Genomic DNA, 13,908 nt, shown 5'->3' with positions numbered 1-13,908 from the left:
GTGCTCAATTTCATCTACTATCCGGTATCCGCGATTCTGTGGGTCTGGCACAAGGTCTTCGGGTTCATTCTCGGCCCGGACAACGGAATAGCCTGGGCGCTTTCCGTGGTGTTCCTGGTGTTCACCTTGCGTGCGGTTCTGTACAAGCCGTTCGTGAAGCAGGTCCGCACGACGCGTCAGATGCAGGAACTGCAGCCACAGATCAAGGCATTGCAGAAGAAGTATTCGGGCGACCGTCAGCGCCAGGCCGTCGAGATGCAGAAGCTCCAGAAGGAGCACGGATTCAACCCGATCATGGGCTGTCTCCCGGTCTTGGCTCAGGCTCCGGTGTTCATCGGTCTGTTCCACGTCCTGCGCTCGTTCAACCGCACCGGCACCGGCATGGGCCAGCTGGGCATGAGCGCCGAGGACAACCTCAACACCCCGAACTACGTCTTCTCGGCCACTGACGTCCAGTCGTTCCTGGATGCTCGTCTGTTCGGCGCGCCCATCTCGGCCGCGATCACGACGCCGGTTGCGCAGCTTCAGGCCTACGTCACCGAGAACGTTCCCGAGCTTCCGTCACGGCTGAACATCATTCTCGTGGCCGCTCCGCTGATGATCATCGCCAGCATCGCGACGCACTTCAACTCACGCGCTTCTGTTGCCCGTCAGAGCGAAGCAGCTGCCGCGAACCCGCAGTCCGCGATCATGAACAAGCTCGCCCTGTACGTCTTCCCGCTCGGTGTTCTGGTCGGTGGACCGTTCCTTCCGATCGCGATCCTCCTGTACTGGGTGTCGAACAACATCTGGACCTACGGTCAGCAGCACCTCGTCTTCCGCAAGATCGACGCGGAAGAAGAAGCCAAGAAGCAGGAAGCGATCACTCGCCGCAACGACAATGCGCCCAAGCCCGGTGCCCGTCCTGATCCCAGCAAGAAGAAGGGATCTCCGGCTGCGCTGAAGACCGCGGATTCAGCCGACGACGACGGTGACGCCCCGGAAGTTTCGCTCAAGAAGCCACAGCCGAAGCCCTCGGGTTCCAGTGGTGGTTCCACGTCGAAACCCAAACAGAACCGGCCACAGAGCAACCGCGGCAACTCCCCCAAGCGCAATAAACGGCGCTGATCCAGGAAAGAGAACGACCAATGTCCAGTGAAGCTGACATCGTTGTGGATGGAGAGAACGCAGACGTGAGCACCGAGACCACTGCGCCGGTTACCGATGTGGATGTAGACATCGACGATTCCGATGACGACCTGATCGAAGAGGGCGAGATCGCCGGCGACTACCTCGAGCAGTTGCTCGACGTTCTCGATTTCGACGGAGACATCGACCTTGACGTCGAGGGCGATCGGGCGATCGTCAGCATCGACGGCGGCGACGACCTGATCAAGCTCGTGGGACGCAAGGGTGAGGTTCTGGATGCTCTCCAGGAGCTGACTCGTCTGGCAGTTCAGCAGTCGACCGGAGAGCGCAGCCGCTTGATGCTCGACATCGCCGGGTGGCGTGCGGGGCGTCGCGAGGCACTCAGTGCTCTCGGTGCGGAAGCTGCACAGCGTGTTCTCGAGACCGGCGAACGCGAAGAGCTTGCTCCGATGACGCCGTTCGAACGCAAGATCGTGCACGACGCCGTCGCCAAGGTCGCCGGTGTTTCCAGCGAGAGCGAAGGCGCTGAGCCGTCTCGTCGAGTGGTTGTCCTCAAGGACTGACACTCCCCCCTGATCGAATGCGGGCCCCGGATTTTCCGGGGCCCGCTTTTGTGTCCGAGAGTGTTTCACGTGAAACCGAATCCGGCGCCACGGTGAAGGTCTGCCTATCGTTGTCGACATGTCCAACGAGCGCTCCGGATTCCCTCTCGGATTGATGACCCTTGGGGCCTTGATAGGGATGCTCGTGTGCGGCCTGAGCTATTGGCCCGTGGTCTTCGAACTACAGCAGAAAATGGAAGTCCAGTCCTTTCCGCCGGGCGGTCTGAAGTATTGGCTCTGCTGGTTGTTGCCGCTGGGAGTAGTCGCCGTCGTATTCATTCCACTTGCACTGGCATGGCGATCCGGGAGACCGGTCATGCTCAGCTTCGCGATTGCCTTCTTGTTCGTCGGGGGTGCACTGTGCATGTTCGGATATTCGATCGACAACATGCCGTACTACATGTGAGCCCCTCCCCTCCCCCAGGAGGAATAGTCGGCCTTCGTTTCACGTGAAACCGGATCGATGGTTGTTGCCCCGAGCCCTCGAACTCCGCCCCAGATTGCCGCCACAATGGATCACCGACCTGATGTCGTCAGGCCTGCTGGCAAGGTCGTCACCTTCGGTGCTGGCATCCGATGACCGACAACCCGCGAGCCCTCACTTCGACGGCCCCCGGATTGGGGCGTCATCAACAACGATCACGAAGGAAGTAGCATCCGCACATGCACGTCGACATCGAGGGCGCCACCCGGATTGCCCGCCTCGCCGCAGAATTCGACTGGACCTGGTCCGTCGACGACCTGGAACCCTTCTGCGCACAGGCTGGATGGGAGGTCGTTGAATTGGATCAGACCGGCGCCTCGATTCGGACCGGACTCCGTGTTGGTCAGTCCGAATCGATAATGTTCGGGCGGCAACACAGAATGAATTGGATCTCGATCTTCGTCACGGACGTGGCAGATGACGCTACGCCCATGACAGTGGTGCGCCCGCTGCTGGACGAAGGGTTCACGAACCTCGATGTGGCATTTACCGCACTCCTGGGGACAGCCACGAGCGCCGAACCCGAACCAAAGACAGCTCTCCGGTGGGACCTGCCGAAAGCGGTCATTTCACTGCACCTGGGTGTCAATGCGATCGACTTGCGTCTGACGAGTCCGGGGTATCAGGCATGGGTGGATGAGCCCGAACCGGAGTATGAGGACGAGGACTAGCGATCGAGGTCGGCGAGATCGAATCCGGTGTGGGAACAGGTTTGCGCGCTCCTCACAGGAATCGGACCAATCACATCGAATGGGCTTCGTCGCCACGCAAAGTCGATGATGCTGTTGCGGGCTTCGGGGTGAGATCGGCGGCGACTACTTTGCCAAGCAAACCGGAATCGACCTCATCTACACGGGCTCCGGTTCATAGACTGCGGACCGCGTCGGGGTAATCACGGGACCGCCCTGAGTTCGGTTGACTCGCGGGGTGTGCGCGATCGGCGCCCACACCCGCTGCTGGTCTCGTCATGAGGGCGGATCCGGGCTGTACGAGGTGGAAGGACTTCGCGGTGCCCGGATCGAACTGGTGAGCGATGATCTTGTTGGTTCCGGGTTCGGTATGCACCAACAGGTAGTCCTTGCCGTCCAACAACTCCCGCACCAAGCGCGGATCTTAATCGCGCAGAGCCTAGGCGCAGGAATTCATCCTGCGCATCGGGCAGGTCCCCTGCTCGACTTTGATCTTCCCGCCGACACCGGTATCCACATCGAAGGCGAACTCTCCATGCGCATCCTGTGGAGCGAAGCTTCTTGGATTGATTCGCGTTCTGTGATGACAAGTCTCCGGTGTTCCGCAACAGGAGTGTCAAGCCGACGGATGTATGGCTCGCAACAACCGGCGATGAGATACCGAAGCTGTCCGAGATCTGGAATCGAAGTCTGTTTTCCGAGTCGACCTACAGAGAGGATTTGACTGACCGAGTCCGTTCTGCAGTCCGTCGCCGGCGATCTTTGCAACGACTTTTTTGTCGAAAATTGGTCTTTTTGGGTCAGAATGCCATCCATGTAACTACCCATGGCAGTTTCGTCACTGTGATGATACTAAGAATTGCGCTCCTATCTGCATTCGATCGCCCGGCCATGTTTCACGTGAAACGCGTCAGAATTGGAAGAATTTTCAGCGCAATGTTTCACGTGGAACGTGAACCCCTCCCCTCCCCCGCTTGAATTTTGGGCCGAATACTTCCCAAAGAATGAACGAGTCGGCAGACTCACAGCGAGTCGGTGTGCAGAAGCGAACACATGTCGGCTCCAGAGCGGATAATGATTTCGGTCTTGATTGTTGATTTCGCGGTTTACGCGGGAGGATGTTTCACGTGGAACAGAATGGTGCGGCGTCGGTTGACTGGGACGAACAAGAGACTGCGCGCGCAGTGTTCGGTGACAGATATGAGATCGCGGAACGGTATTACCAATCCCTGGCGACGGATGGTGTCGAGCGCGGGCTCATTGGTCCCCGTGAAGTCCCTCGACTGTGGGAGCGTCACCTTCTCAATTGCGCCGTCATCGGTGAGTTGATTGCCGAAGGCGAGTCGGTTGTGGACGTTGGAAGCGGCGCCGGCCTACCCGGTATCCCTCTCGCAATCGCCCGCCCGGACTTGAAGGTGACTCTGGTCGAACCGTTGCTTCGACGCTCGGTGTACCTCGCGGAGTTCATCGAGTCCAACGGATTGGACGTATTGGTTGTCCGAGGGCGAGCCGAGGAATCGGGTGTTGTGAAGGAAGCGGGCGGCGCGGATGTAGTCACCTCGCGAGCTGTGGCGCCTCTCGAGAAGCTCGCACGTTGGTCCCTCCCACTCATTCACGAGCACGGCCGGATGTTGGCACTCAAGGGTTCGAGCGCCTCCGAGGAGATCGAGCGAGACCGTACGGCGCTCACCAAGTTGGGCGCAGGTAAGTTGGAAATACTCGAATGCGGAGCCAAGATTCTCCGCACCCCCACTGTTGTGGTGAAGTCCGAACGTCTCCCGAAGCGCCGCCAGCGTTGATGATTTACACGCATGCAATCGAGAGCAATGTACAGATGATGAGAGCACCTAGTGATCGATTCCCAATCGAAGGAGCAGTCAATGTCGGGTCGATCTGAATCCGCCGTTTCACGTGAAACACCGAAGCAGCACACGAGTGCGGGTGCGGATCAGATCGTCAACGACGACGACAATTTCACCGCCCCCTACGCGGCGATCTCCTCGGAGGAGACCCCCATCGGGGCGGCCGCGCATCGAGCGAGCCAAGTGCTTCATCCCCATTCGGTTACGCTGCCGAAGCCGGCGTTCCGCCGCGTGATCACCATCGCGAACCAGAAGGGTGGCGTCGGCAAGACGACGACCACGGTGAACCTTGCGTCGGCGCTCGCTCTTCAAGGGCTCACTGTCCTTGTGGTCGATTTGGACCCTCAGGGCAACGCCAGCACCGCTCTGGGCGTCGTCCATACCTCGGGCACCCCGTCGAGCTACGAGCTGCTCATAGGCGAAGTGAAGGCCCCGGAGGCGATCCAGACCAGCCCGCACAGTGAGCGCCTTCTCTGCATCCCGGCAACGATCGATCTGGCGGGCGCCGAGATCGAATTGGTCTCCATGGTTGCCCGCGAGAATCGACTCAAAGGCGCGCTCAACGACAAGGTGCTCGCAGAGCTTGACGTCGACTTCGTCCTCATCGACTGCCCGCCCTCGCTGGGACTGCTGACCGTCAACGCGATGGTCGCTGCCAAGGAAGTTCTGATCCCGATCCAGTGCGAGTACTACGCCCTCGAGGGGGTCGGTCAGTTGCTCCGCAACATCGAACTCGTCCAGGCTCATCTCAACCCGGATCTGCATGTCTCCACCGTCCTTCTGACGATGTACGACGGGCGCACCAAGCTGGCCGACCAGGTCGCCGAAGAAGTACGCAAGCACTTCGGTGAGGCCGTTCTGCGCGCTGTGATTCCGCGCAGCGTGAAGGTGTCCGAGGCTCCCGGATACGGGATGACAGTTCTCGACTACGACCCGGGTTCACGTGGCGCCATGAGTTACCTCGACGCCGGCCGTGAACTTGCCGCCCGCTCTGCCACCACGACGACCCAGGAGCAGTGAGATGAGTCAAGCACGCAAAGGTGGATTGGGCCGCGGCTTGGCTGCTCTCATCCCCACTGGGCCGGCCACGGCGCCGGGTCTGGGATCGGCTGCAGCGGACGTCGTAATCGGCGTCGACAAGCGCAACCCCTCCCCTCCCCCACCGACCAAAGCGGCCCCGAAAACGCCGAAAGCCACCAAGGCGTCGGCTGCGAAGGCTCCGGTGGAAGCTGAGCCGGAGACCGAACTCGAGCCGACCGGCGCGGTCTATCTCGAGATCGAACCGAGCCTGATCGAGACGAACCCGAAGCAGCCTCGCAGCGTTTTCGACGAGGAAGCACTCGCGGAGTTGGTTCACTCGATCCGCGAGTTCGGCTTGATGCAGCCGATCGTGGTCCGTCGTCACGGTGACAAGTACCAACTTGTCATGGGTGAGCGTCGCTGGCGCGCGAGCCAGGAAGCCGGGCTGGAGAAGATTCCGGCGATCATTCGTGAAACAGATGACGACTCGATGCTGCGCGACGCGCTCCTCGAGAACATCCATCGAGTGCAACTGAACCCCCTCGAAGAGGCAGCGGCGTATCAGCAGCTGCTCGAGGAGTTCGAAGTCACCCACGAAGAATTGGCCAATCGGATCGGACGTTCGCGTCCCGTCGTGACCAACATGATTCGTCTGCTGAAGCTGCCGGTGGCGGTTCAGCGTCGCGTTGCGGCCGGTGTACTTTCGGCCGGCCATGCTCGCGCGCTGCTGTCCCTCGAGGCGGGTGCCGACGCTCAGGAGGTCATGGCGGCGCGCATCGTCGCGGAAGGAATGTCTGTTCGCGCGACGGAGGAAGCAGTCACTCTGGCCAACCGGGCGGATAATGAGATCGCTCCCCCACAGAAGCGCAAGCCCATCGTGATGCCGGGCCTGCAGGATGTGGCCGAGCGGTTGTCGGACTCGTTCGACACTCGGGTGACTGTCAGTCTGGGCAAGCGGAAGGGAAAGATTGTGGTCGAATTCGGCTCGGTCGACGACCTACAACGCATCGTCGGAATGATGGAAGCACAGAAATCCAAGTAGAGAACTCGGATGCCCGTTTGGTGACGTAATCATGATGACCGGGCACACCACCTATTTTCGTCACTGTGACAAATCTAGGTGGTCCGAGCTTCTCGAAATCTTGAAGCGGGACGAAAGATGTTGAACAGCAATACATTAGGGCGATCAACTCTCGTGCCACTGCCGACATGTCGTAGCTGGCCTATCCTGGAGAAGAGAAAAGCGGCGGGCGAGCATCAAAACCGCTTCGGGGACCTACGGAGAGTGAGTTAGTCAGTGTCGACTCACGTCATCACCTCTCTCACACTCGACAGCCTCGATCAGCTTTCCGCCCATGCGCGCCGATGCGTGTTCTGGGAGATGGACCCGGGCGCGCTTCATGACGCCCGAGGATTCTGTGATCAGGAATTCGAGAAGGAAGCCTGGCTGTCGATGGTCATGCTCGAGTGGGGTTCGTGCGGACAGGTCGCCGTCCGCGACGGAAAGCCGCTCGGCAGTGCGTTGTACGCCCCTCCCCGCATGATCCCGCGCGCGCAACTGTTTCCCACCAGCCCGGTCAGCTCGGACGCAGTGCTTCTCACAAGCCTTCGCCTCGAGCCCTCGGGCATAGAGGAAGAACTAGGGCCGAGCCTGCTGGCCGCTGTCGTGACAGATCTGGTCCGACGAGGAGTTCGTGCGCTCGAGGCATTCGGTATCCGTAGCGGCGACTTGGGGCCAGCTTCCGACGTGGCCAGTGCAACGGCTGCTCTGGAATGTTCACCCGCGGAATGCATGATCAGTGCCGAGTTCCTCGAGGATTACGGTTTCGAGGTCGTGGCACCGCACCATCGTTATCCGCGCCTTCGTCTCGAACTCAATCGAGATCACGAATGGAAAGTCGACGTCGAAGAAGCCCTCGACCGTCTATTGAAGGCCGCAGCTCTCGAAATGGTGGAGATCAGCGAACTCGCCAGAGTGTGAGCAGGTGCCGACCGCAGGACCTACGAAATGCGGTCGGCTACCGAAAGTTCTTCTGCGAGAAGCTCGGCGAAGGTGAAGGTGCCGGTCGGCTGATCGTCCTGACCCAGTAGGTACAGCCGCTTGACCGAGATCAAGATGGCTTCGGCGATGGTGTCACGCATCCGCGGATTCGTCAGTACCGCAACGTCGGACGCGTTGGACAGGTAGCCGAGATCGATCTGTACCGTCGGCATGTTGGTCAGGCGCAACAACTCCCACGTTCGACCGTGAGTTCTGCAGTCCCGCAACGGAGTTCGCGCAACAATCTCGCGCTGAACGAAACCGGTCAACACCTGCCCGATCATCGAGACCGAACCGTGCGAATTTCCGAAGTGGAAGCTCGCGACGCCGTTCGCCGACGGGCTCGAGTTGCTGTCGCAGCGCAGGGAGATCATCAGATCGGCGTCGAATGCGTTGGACGTCAGCGCGCGCTCGGCCTCGCTCGGATCGGCGTTGTGCGGGCGGGAGAGGAAGGTTTCCATCCCGGTTGCTGCCATCCGCCCCTCGAGGCGCATAGCCAGATCCCACAGGATGTCGGCTTCGGAGATGCCGTTGACGATGGTGCCGGTGGACGGACCACCGAGGCCTGGATCGATGACGATGCGCTTGCCGCCCAGCTGTGGGCCCTTGCGCCTCACCAGCTCCTCTTCGCTGATCGCGTGCGGCGATCCGCCGGTGACGCGAGTTCCCAGCAGTTCCAGCGAACGCAGTGTCTGCGGTCCGCAGATACCGTCGGCGGCGATCCCGATTTCACGCTGGAAAGACGAGAGAGATTCGTGGGTCTGCGGGCCGAAGAAACCGTCGACCCGACCTGCGTAGAAGCCGAGGTCCTGCAGTTTGGCCTGCAGAGCTGCGACGTCGTCGCCGTACAGCGGCGCAGAAAGCTGGTAAATCAACGTACGGGCGCCCAGGCGGTACGAGGCCTCGCGAAGTGACCGATAGGTGGCCGGGCCCACGATGCCGTCGACAAGGAGCCCACGCTGCTGCTGGAAGGCGCGAACGGCGCTGTCGAGTTGATGATCGAAGATGGCGTCGGGTGCAACCCAGTGGGCACCGTCGGCGCTTTCACGTCGAATACCGGAAGTTCCGTGATGGAGGTATCCCAGCTTCGTCAATGTGCCCCGAATCTCGGCGACGGCCGGGCCGTGATCGCCGTGTCGGAGTCTGTGCATGCGTGAAAGCCTCTCGGATCGGTTAACGAATTCGATCGATGTGCCTGGTCGTAGACCCGATCAGGCACATCGATCGATTATCTCAGAAATTCTGTGGATTGCGAGAATCCACGATGCTCATCCAGCCGTCAGAGAACGTCTGCGAGGTCCTTGAGCAGTGCGGCCTTGCCCTTGGCGCCGACGATCGTCTTGATCGGCTTGCCGTCCTTGAACAGGATCATCGTCGGGATCGACATGACCTGGAAATCGCGGGCGGCCGCCGGGTTGGCGTCGATGTCGAGCTTTGCGACGGTCAGCTTCTCGCTGTTCTCACCGGCGATCTCCTCGAGTACCGGGGCGACCATCTTGCACGGGCCGCACCAGGTTGCCCAGAAATCGACCAGAACGGGCTTGTCGCTGCCCAGGACGTCCTGCTTGAAGGAATCGTCGGTGATGGTGACGGTATTCGACACTGTTACTCCTCGAGGGTTGGGTTCGACAGCTTGATGAATCAGGGAGCGCCGACGACGTCGACCGTGTGGCCGGCTGCGTCGAGCGTGTTGGCGGTGATGTCGCCGCGGTCGGCCAGCCAGCGTTCGGCGTCGATTGCTGCGGAGCATCCGGTGCCGGCAGCGGTGATCGCCTGGCGGTACGTGTGATCGACCAGGTCACCGGCAGCGAAGACGCCGTCGACGGAGGTCGCGGTGGAACCGGGAGCGACGCGCACGTATCCGGCGTCGTCGAGATCGACCTGGCCCTTGACGAGCTCACTGCGCGGGTCATGGCCGATGGCGACGAACATGCCGGTGATCTCGAGTGTGGAGGTCTCACCCGTGACGGTGTCACGAACGACGAGCCCGGTGACGCTGTTCTCACCGAGCACCTCGACGGGCTCCGCGTTGGTCAGGAAGCGGATCTTCTCGTTGGCCTTGGCGCGCTCGAGCATGATCCGTGAGGCGCGGAATTCCTCGCGGCGGTGCACCAGGGTGACCGAGCGAGCGAAGCGGGTCAGGAAGGTTGCCTCTTCCATCGCGGAGTCGCCGCCGCCGACCACGACGATGTCCTGGTCACGGAAGAAGAAGCCGTCGCAGGTGGCGCAGGCGCTGACACCGCGGCCGAGGAGGCGTTCTTCACCGGGAATGCCGAGGTAACGGGCTGCCGCGCCCATGGCGAGGATGATCGCGTGCGCGGCGTACGTTTCGCCGTTCGCGACGACCGTCTTGATCGGGCCGCTGAGATCGATCTCTTCGACGTCCTCGGTGCGGATGTCGGTATCGAAGCGAAGTGCCTGCTCACGCATCTGTTCCATCAGGTCGGGGCCCATGATTCCTTCGCGGAATCCGGGGAAGTTCTCGACCTCGGTGGTGGTCATGAGGGCGCCACCGAACTGGGTTCCCTCGAAGAGCAGGGGCTGGAGCTCAGCGCGCGCGGTGTAGACACCAGCGGTGTATCCGGCCGGTCCGGAACCGACAATGATGACGTCATGGACCGCGGGCGTGTTTTCCAGCTGGGTGGTCATGCGAGCCTTCCAATAGTGAGTGCAGACCCTCCGCTTCTTGGAGAGCCGTACCGATCAACACCAGGATAAGGGGTGTTGTTCCCGCACTCCGCTGGAAAGTGGCTCACAGCCGGCAGCTCACAGCGCGGGACTCACGGGGCGGGGCGCGGTGCCTCCCGAACCACAAGCGCGTCCCGAACCACACAGCGCGTGCCGGTGTAGATGGTGGGCATGCACTTGTTGCAGTGGATACACAGACCCTCGTCGACGCTCTCGGCCTGAAATTTGTTGACCAGTTGTGGGTCCCTGAGGAGCGCACGCGCCATGGCGACGAATTCGAATCCTTCATCCAGTGCGTGCTCGATGGTGTCGACGCGGTTGATGCCGCCGAGCAGGATCAGTGGCATCCTCAGCGCCTGTCGGAACTGACGGGCGAAGGGCAGGAAGAAGCCCTCCTCGAACGGGTACGTCGGAAAGAGTTTGGGACCGTAGAACTTCAGCCCGTACCCGACGAGTTTGGGTTGGGAGGCGACAAACTCAGCCAGTGGGACCTCACCGCGGAAGAAGTACATTCCGTTGAGAAGTGAACTGCCACCGGTCAATTGCATCGCGTCCAGATGGCCGTCGGCTTCGAGGATCTGGGCGATCGGCAGGCTCTGGTCGAGCCACAGACCTTTCGGCACCCCATCGGACATGTTGAATTTCGCGGTGACCGCCACGCTGGATCCAGCGGCCCGTCGCACCGCTTCGACGACTCGACGCGGATACTCGGCGCGCTTGGCGACGCTGCCACCGTATCGATCGTGGCGCTTGTTCAGATTGGGGCTCATGAACGAACTGAGGAGGTAGTTGTGGCCGAGATGGACCTCGATGGCGTCGAATCCTGCGTCCACGGCGACGCGAGCGGTCCGTTCGAAGTCGGAGACGACACCGTCGAGTTCGGCGAGTGTCGCGCCCTTGACGAGGCCCATCGCGGGCGGACTCAGCCGGGTCGACGGCGCCAGAGTCTTCGTCTTGTTGGAGAGCGTGTTGGCGACCAGTCCCGCGTGGCCGATCTGCGCCGCAGCAAGTGCGCCTTCGGCGTGGACGGCGTCGGTCAGTCTGCGTAGTCCCGGCAGCGCGCGCTCGTCCATGACAAGGGTGTCGCGGTGGACTCGTCCACCTGGTGAGACGGCGCAATAGGCGACAGTGGTCATCGCGGCCCCGCCGCGGGCCACCTCGGCGTGGAAGTTGATCAGATCGTCCGAGACCGCTCCCCGGGGCATGACGCCCTCGAACGTTGCAGCTTTGACGATGCGGTTGCGCAAGGTCAGAGGGCCGAGACGTGCGGGTTCGAATATCGACGGTGTGGGCGCTGTGGTCATTTTCAACTTCCTGCGGCGGCCTGATCTTTACGATGCCAGTGGACTCGTAACTACGACGATATAGCGCCTACTGCCAATCTGTCCGACAATTCGACACGATGAATGCCACAGGATCAGGTCGCCCACGAGACCCACGCATCGACGACACAGTCCTCGAGGTCACCCGAGCGATGCTCCTCGAGGTCGGTTGGGATCAACTCAGTCTCCGGGCGATCGCGGCACGGGCAGGGGTCAGCCGAGCCTCGATGTCGCGGCGATGGCCGTCGAAGGCACATCTTGTTCTCGGGTCGATCCTGGGGGCGACACCGGACCTGACACCGTTCGAGGGCACCGATCGCGACGGCTGGATCCGTTGGGTGGTGGAGGGAAGTGCTCAGCTCTTCTCCCGTCCCGAGGTTCGCGCCGCGTCGCCAGGATTGCTGGCGGCCCTGCGCGACCACGACGACCTGCGCAACGAATTGTGGCGCGGGTTCAGTGGACCGAGTACGCAACTGTTCCTTCAGAACGCCGAAGATCCTGAATCGGCACTGCTCGATGCCAAGGCCGTGCTGGTATTGGCGGCCGGGGCAGCGATGTTTTCGAGTCTGATAGCGGTCGAGGACGATACAGATGCGCTACGCGAAAGAATCCTCGAGCTCTTACTCCCGGCGGCATCGCCGCGCTGACCGTCGACGTCAGCCGATGTTCTTGACCGACAACGTATTCGGATTCCCGTCGCTGCAGTTGATGCCAACAGTCAGTGCAGTGATCTGACGCGGCTGCGATCCCGTGAAGAGTAGGACTATCGCCGGCGCCCCGTCGATGCGAATCTCGCCGGAACCGAGCAAAGGCCAGCCCTCGTCGATGCCGTTGGCGCGTAGGCATCCGGCAAGTTTGGATGGATCATCCAGTGGTCCAAGGTTTTTGGATCCGACGAGTGAGAGCAGAGACGCCGAATCCGGATCGTCGACAGCAGACGTCGCCGGTGTGCTCGGTTGAGCGACAACACTTTCGGCGGGTTCGGAATCTCGGGTTCCGATAACAACGATCACGAAGGCCGCCAACACGGCTGCTGCGGCACCGAGAACCCACGCTTGTGGGCGCCGCCGGAACGGCACGACAGCTGCCTCAGCTGGCGGCTCCAGCTGTTCTGACTGTCGATCCAGTGCCGAATTGATTCGCTCGGCAAGCGAATTCGGAATCCGTTCGTGAGTAGCCTTGCTCGAGTTCAGTGTCGCGAGTGATGCCGTGACGCCGTCAAGGGCGGTGACAAATGCATGGGCGTCAGGATCTGCGCGTACCACCGGCCACAGAGCCGCACTGGTTTCGGAATCGAGAACCCCGGCGTGAAGATCTGCGAGTAGGTCTTCTGAAAACGGAGGCGACGGAACGCGAACAGACGGATCTGTCATGAACCCTCCCTCGGCAGTCGATGCGGACCCTTACAAGATAGGACGCGGCCGGTTCACGAATGGTTCCCGCCTTCGCGAAAGTCCTCCAACTGGGCGGCAAGACGCTTGCGCGCGCGGGCGCAGCGACTCTTCACGGTCCCTACGGGCACTCCCAACCTCTCGGCGGCCTCGGCTACCGGATACCCCTCGACATCGACGGCGACGACGGCAGCACGCTGCTCAGGCGGCAGCGATGCCAGTGCCTGTTCGACGGTCAGGCTCATGTCCACTGTCGCCGCATAGTCGCGGTGATCGCGGGGTTCCTCCGCGTTCTCCGAAGACAGAGAGAACGCCGCCCGTGATTTGTTGCGTCGGATCCGGTCGAGGCAGGCATTGACCACGATGGTGTGGAGCCAACTACGCACCGCCGCGTCGCCGCGGAACTTCGCTGCCTTGCGGTGCGCGGAGAGCAGACCCTCCTGGAGTGCGTCTGCCGCGTCCTCGTCCGAGTAGCTCGTACGCCGGGCAACGTGCCATAGATGATCCTGATGCCTGGTCAGTAGTTCACGGAACGCATGCCGATCGCCCTCGACATGAGCAGTCAACAATTCGAAATCCGTCGCCTCGAGATTCTTGTTCTCGAAACTTCTGGATTCGAATTTTCCGGCTCCGCCCCCGGTGCCCCCCCGATAACTGTGCACGGGCGGATATTAGCCCAGT

The 13,908-nt window shown here is 61.4% G+C and carries 16 protein-coding genes; 9 read left to right on the top strand and 7 right to left on the bottom strand.

Annotated elements, in window-relative coordinates:
• The 4 genes from yidC to RhoBH5_RS22075 all read left to right on the top strand — a co-directional run bounded on the left by yidC (window position 1) and on the right by RhoBH5_RS22075 (window position 2,885).
• Window positions 1–1,107: a membrane protein insertase YidC gene (yidC, locus tag RhoBH5_RS22090; protein WP_003942570.1), complete on the top strand. Its 1,107-nt coding sequence runs from the start codon at window positions 1–3 to the stop codon at window positions 1,105–1,107.
• 20 nt (window positions 1,108–1,127) lie between these two features.
• Complete coding sequence (locus tag RhoBH5_RS22085; protein WP_270008787.1) at window positions 1,128–1,691, top strand: Jag family protein; 564 nt, start codon at window positions 1,128–1,130, stop codon at window positions 1,689–1,691.
• A gap of 118 nt (window positions 1,692–1,809) precedes the next feature.
• Window positions 1,810–2,136: a hypothetical protein gene (locus RhoBH5_RS22080; protein WP_020971491.1), complete on the top strand. Its 327-nt coding sequence runs from the start codon at window positions 1,810–1,812 to the stop codon at window positions 2,134–2,136.
• 257 nt (window positions 2,137–2,393) lie between these two features.
• Window positions 2,394–2,885: a DUF6301 family protein gene (locus RhoBH5_RS22075; protein WP_047272667.1), complete on the top strand. Its 492-nt coding sequence runs from the start codon at window positions 2,394–2,396 to the stop codon at window positions 2,883–2,885.
• A 193-nt stretch (window positions 2,886–3,078) separates the two neighbouring features.
• Here RhoBH5_RS22075 and RhoBH5_RS22070 read toward each other — a convergent pair whose 3' ends face one another.
• The gene (locus RhoBH5_RS22070; RefSeq protein ID WP_270008786.1) at window positions 3,079–3,315 is read right to left on the bottom strand and encodes a hypothetical protein; all 237 of its coding nucleotides are present in this window, start codon (window positions 3,313–3,315) and stop codon (window positions 3,079–3,081) included.
• Window positions 3,316–4,021: 706 nt separating this feature from the next.
• On the opposite strand from RhoBH5_RS22070, the gene rsmG reads away from it, so the two are divergent.
• From rsmG to RhoBH5_RS22050, 4 genes are all read left to right on the top strand, one after another.
• A complete protein-coding gene (gene rsmG, locus RhoBH5_RS22065; RefSeq protein WP_270008785.1) occupies window positions 4,022–4,702 on the top strand; it encodes a 16S rRNA (guanine(527)-N(7))-methyltransferase RsmG in 681 nt (226 codons plus the stop codon).
• Window positions 4,703–4,783: 81 nt separating this feature from the next.
• Complete coding sequence (locus tag RhoBH5_RS22060) at window positions 4,784–5,785, top strand: ParA family protein (protein WP_003942510.1); 1,002 nt, start codon at window positions 4,784–4,786, stop codon at window positions 5,783–5,785.
• A 1-nt stretch (window position 5,786) separates the two neighbouring features.
• A complete protein-coding gene (locus RhoBH5_RS22055) occupies window positions 5,787–6,827 on the top strand; it encodes a ParB/RepB/Spo0J family partition protein (protein WP_054188731.1) in 1,041 nt (346 codons plus the stop codon).
• A 255-nt stretch (window positions 6,828–7,082) separates the two neighbouring features.
• Entirely contained in the window at window positions 7,083–7,766 is a 684-nt protein-coding gene (locus RhoBH5_RS22050) for a hypothetical protein (protein ID WP_003942495.1), read from the top strand.
• Window positions 7,767–7,786: 20 nt separating this feature from the next.
• On the opposite strand, the gene RhoBH5_RS22045 is transcribed toward RhoBH5_RS22050, so the two are convergent.
• The 4 genes from RhoBH5_RS22045 to nox form a co-directional block, all read right to left on the bottom strand.
• Window positions 7,787–8,977, bottom strand: coding sequence for an N-acetylmuramoyl-L-alanine amidase (locus RhoBH5_RS22045; RefSeq protein ID WP_003942558.1), 1,191 nt, complete (start codon window positions 8,975–8,977; stop codon window positions 7,787–7,789).
• Window positions 8,978–9,105: 128 nt separating this feature from the next.
• Complete coding sequence (gene trxA / locus RhoBH5_RS22040) at window positions 9,106–9,429, bottom strand: thioredoxin (protein WP_003942530.1); 324 nt, start codon at window positions 9,427–9,429, stop codon at window positions 9,106–9,108.
• Window positions 9,430–9,467: 38 nt separating this feature from the next.
• Window positions 9,468–10,475 carry a thioredoxin-disulfide reductase gene (trxB, locus tag RhoBH5_RS22035; protein ID WP_003942521.1) on the bottom strand — a complete coding sequence of 336 codons (1,008 nt, stop codon included), beginning with the start codon at window positions 10,473–10,475 and terminating at the stop codon, window positions 9,468–9,470.
• A gap of 131 nt (window positions 10,476–10,606) precedes the next feature.
• Window positions 10,607–11,818, bottom strand: a complete 1,212-nt coding sequence (nox, locus tag RhoBH5_RS22030; RefSeq protein ID WP_007729131.1) for a 4,4'-dithiodibutanoate disulfide reductase — start codon at window positions 11,816–11,818, stop codon at window positions 10,607–10,609.
• A gap of 98 nt (window positions 11,819–11,916) precedes the next feature.
• Here nox and RhoBH5_RS22025 point away from each other — a divergent pair, with 98 nt between their 5' ends.
• Window positions 11,917–12,483 carry a helix-turn-helix domain-containing protein gene (locus RhoBH5_RS22025; protein ID WP_003942539.1) on the top strand — a complete coding sequence of 189 codons (567 nt, stop codon included), beginning with the start codon at window positions 11,917–11,919 and terminating at the stop codon, window positions 12,481–12,483.
• A 9-nt stretch (window positions 12,484–12,492) separates the two neighbouring features.
• Here the strand turns inward: RhoBH5_RS22025 and RhoBH5_RS22020 are convergent, their stop codons facing one another.
• Complete coding sequence (locus tag RhoBH5_RS22020; protein WP_007729130.1) at window positions 12,493–13,209, bottom strand: hypothetical protein; 717 nt, start codon at window positions 13,207–13,209, stop codon at window positions 12,493–12,495.
• A 53-nt stretch (window positions 13,210–13,262) separates the two neighbouring features.
• Complete coding sequence (sigM, locus tag RhoBH5_RS22015; RefSeq protein WP_007729129.1) at window positions 13,263–13,889, bottom strand: RNA polymerase sigma factor SigM; 627 nt, start codon at window positions 13,887–13,889, stop codon at window positions 13,263–13,265.
• Window positions 13,890–13,908 lie beyond the last annotated feature (19 nt).

This window comes from Rhodococcus sp. BH5, assembly GCF_027583855.1.
Lineage (GTDB): Bacteria > Actinomycetota > Actinomycetes > Mycobacteriales > Mycobacteriaceae > Rhodococcus_F > Rhodococcus_F qingshengii.
Note: the sequence above shows the minus strand (reverse complement) of the source record. Positions and strands in the feature narration are given on the sequence as shown.

What these genes read in the sequence shown, in the direction of transcription:
- RhoBH5_RS22085 (WP_270008787.1), top strand. Translation starts at nt 1,128, where the DNA reads ATGTCCAGTGAAGCTGACATCGTTGTGGATGGAGAGAACGCAGACGTG.
- RhoBH5_RS22080 (WP_020971491.1), top strand. Translation starts at nt 1,810, where the DNA reads ATGTCCAACGAGCGCTCCGGATTCCCTCTCGGATTGATGACCCTTGGG.
- RhoBH5_RS22075 (WP_047272667.1), top strand. Translation starts at nt 2,394, where the DNA reads ATGCACGTCGACATCGAGGGCGCCACCCGGATTGCCCGCCTCGCCGCA.
- rsmG (WP_270008785.1), top strand. Translation starts at nt 4,022, where the DNA reads ATGTTTCACGTGGAACAGAATGGTGCGGCGTCGGTTGACTGGGACGAA.
- RhoBH5_RS22060 (WP_003942510.1), top strand. Translation starts at nt 4,784, where the DNA reads ATGTCGGGTCGATCTGAATCCGCCGTTTCACGTGAAACACCGAAGCAG.
- RhoBH5_RS22055 (WP_054188731.1), top strand. Translation starts at nt 5,787, where the DNA reads ATGAGTCAAGCACGCAAAGGTGGATTGGGCCGCGGCTTGGCTGCTCTC.
- RhoBH5_RS22045 (WP_003942558.1), bottom strand. Translation starts at nt 8,977, where the DNA reads ATGCACAGACTCCGACACGGCGATCACGGCCCGGCCGTCGCCGAGATT.
- trxB (WP_003942521.1), bottom strand. Translation starts at nt 10,475, where the DNA reads ATGACCACCCAGCTGGAAAACACGCCCGCGGTCCATGACGTCATCATT.
- nox (WP_007729131.1), bottom strand. Translation starts at nt 11,818, where the DNA reads ATGACCACAGCGCCCACACCGTCGATATTCGAACCCGCACGTCTCGGC.
- RhoBH5_RS22025 (WP_003942539.1), top strand. Translation starts at nt 11,917, where the DNA reads ATGAATGCCACAGGATCAGGTCGCCCACGAGACCCACGCATCGACGAC.
- RhoBH5_RS22020 (WP_007729130.1), bottom strand. Translation starts at nt 13,209, where the DNA reads ATGACAGATCCGTCTGTTCGCGTTCCGTCGCCTCCGTTTTCAGAAGAC.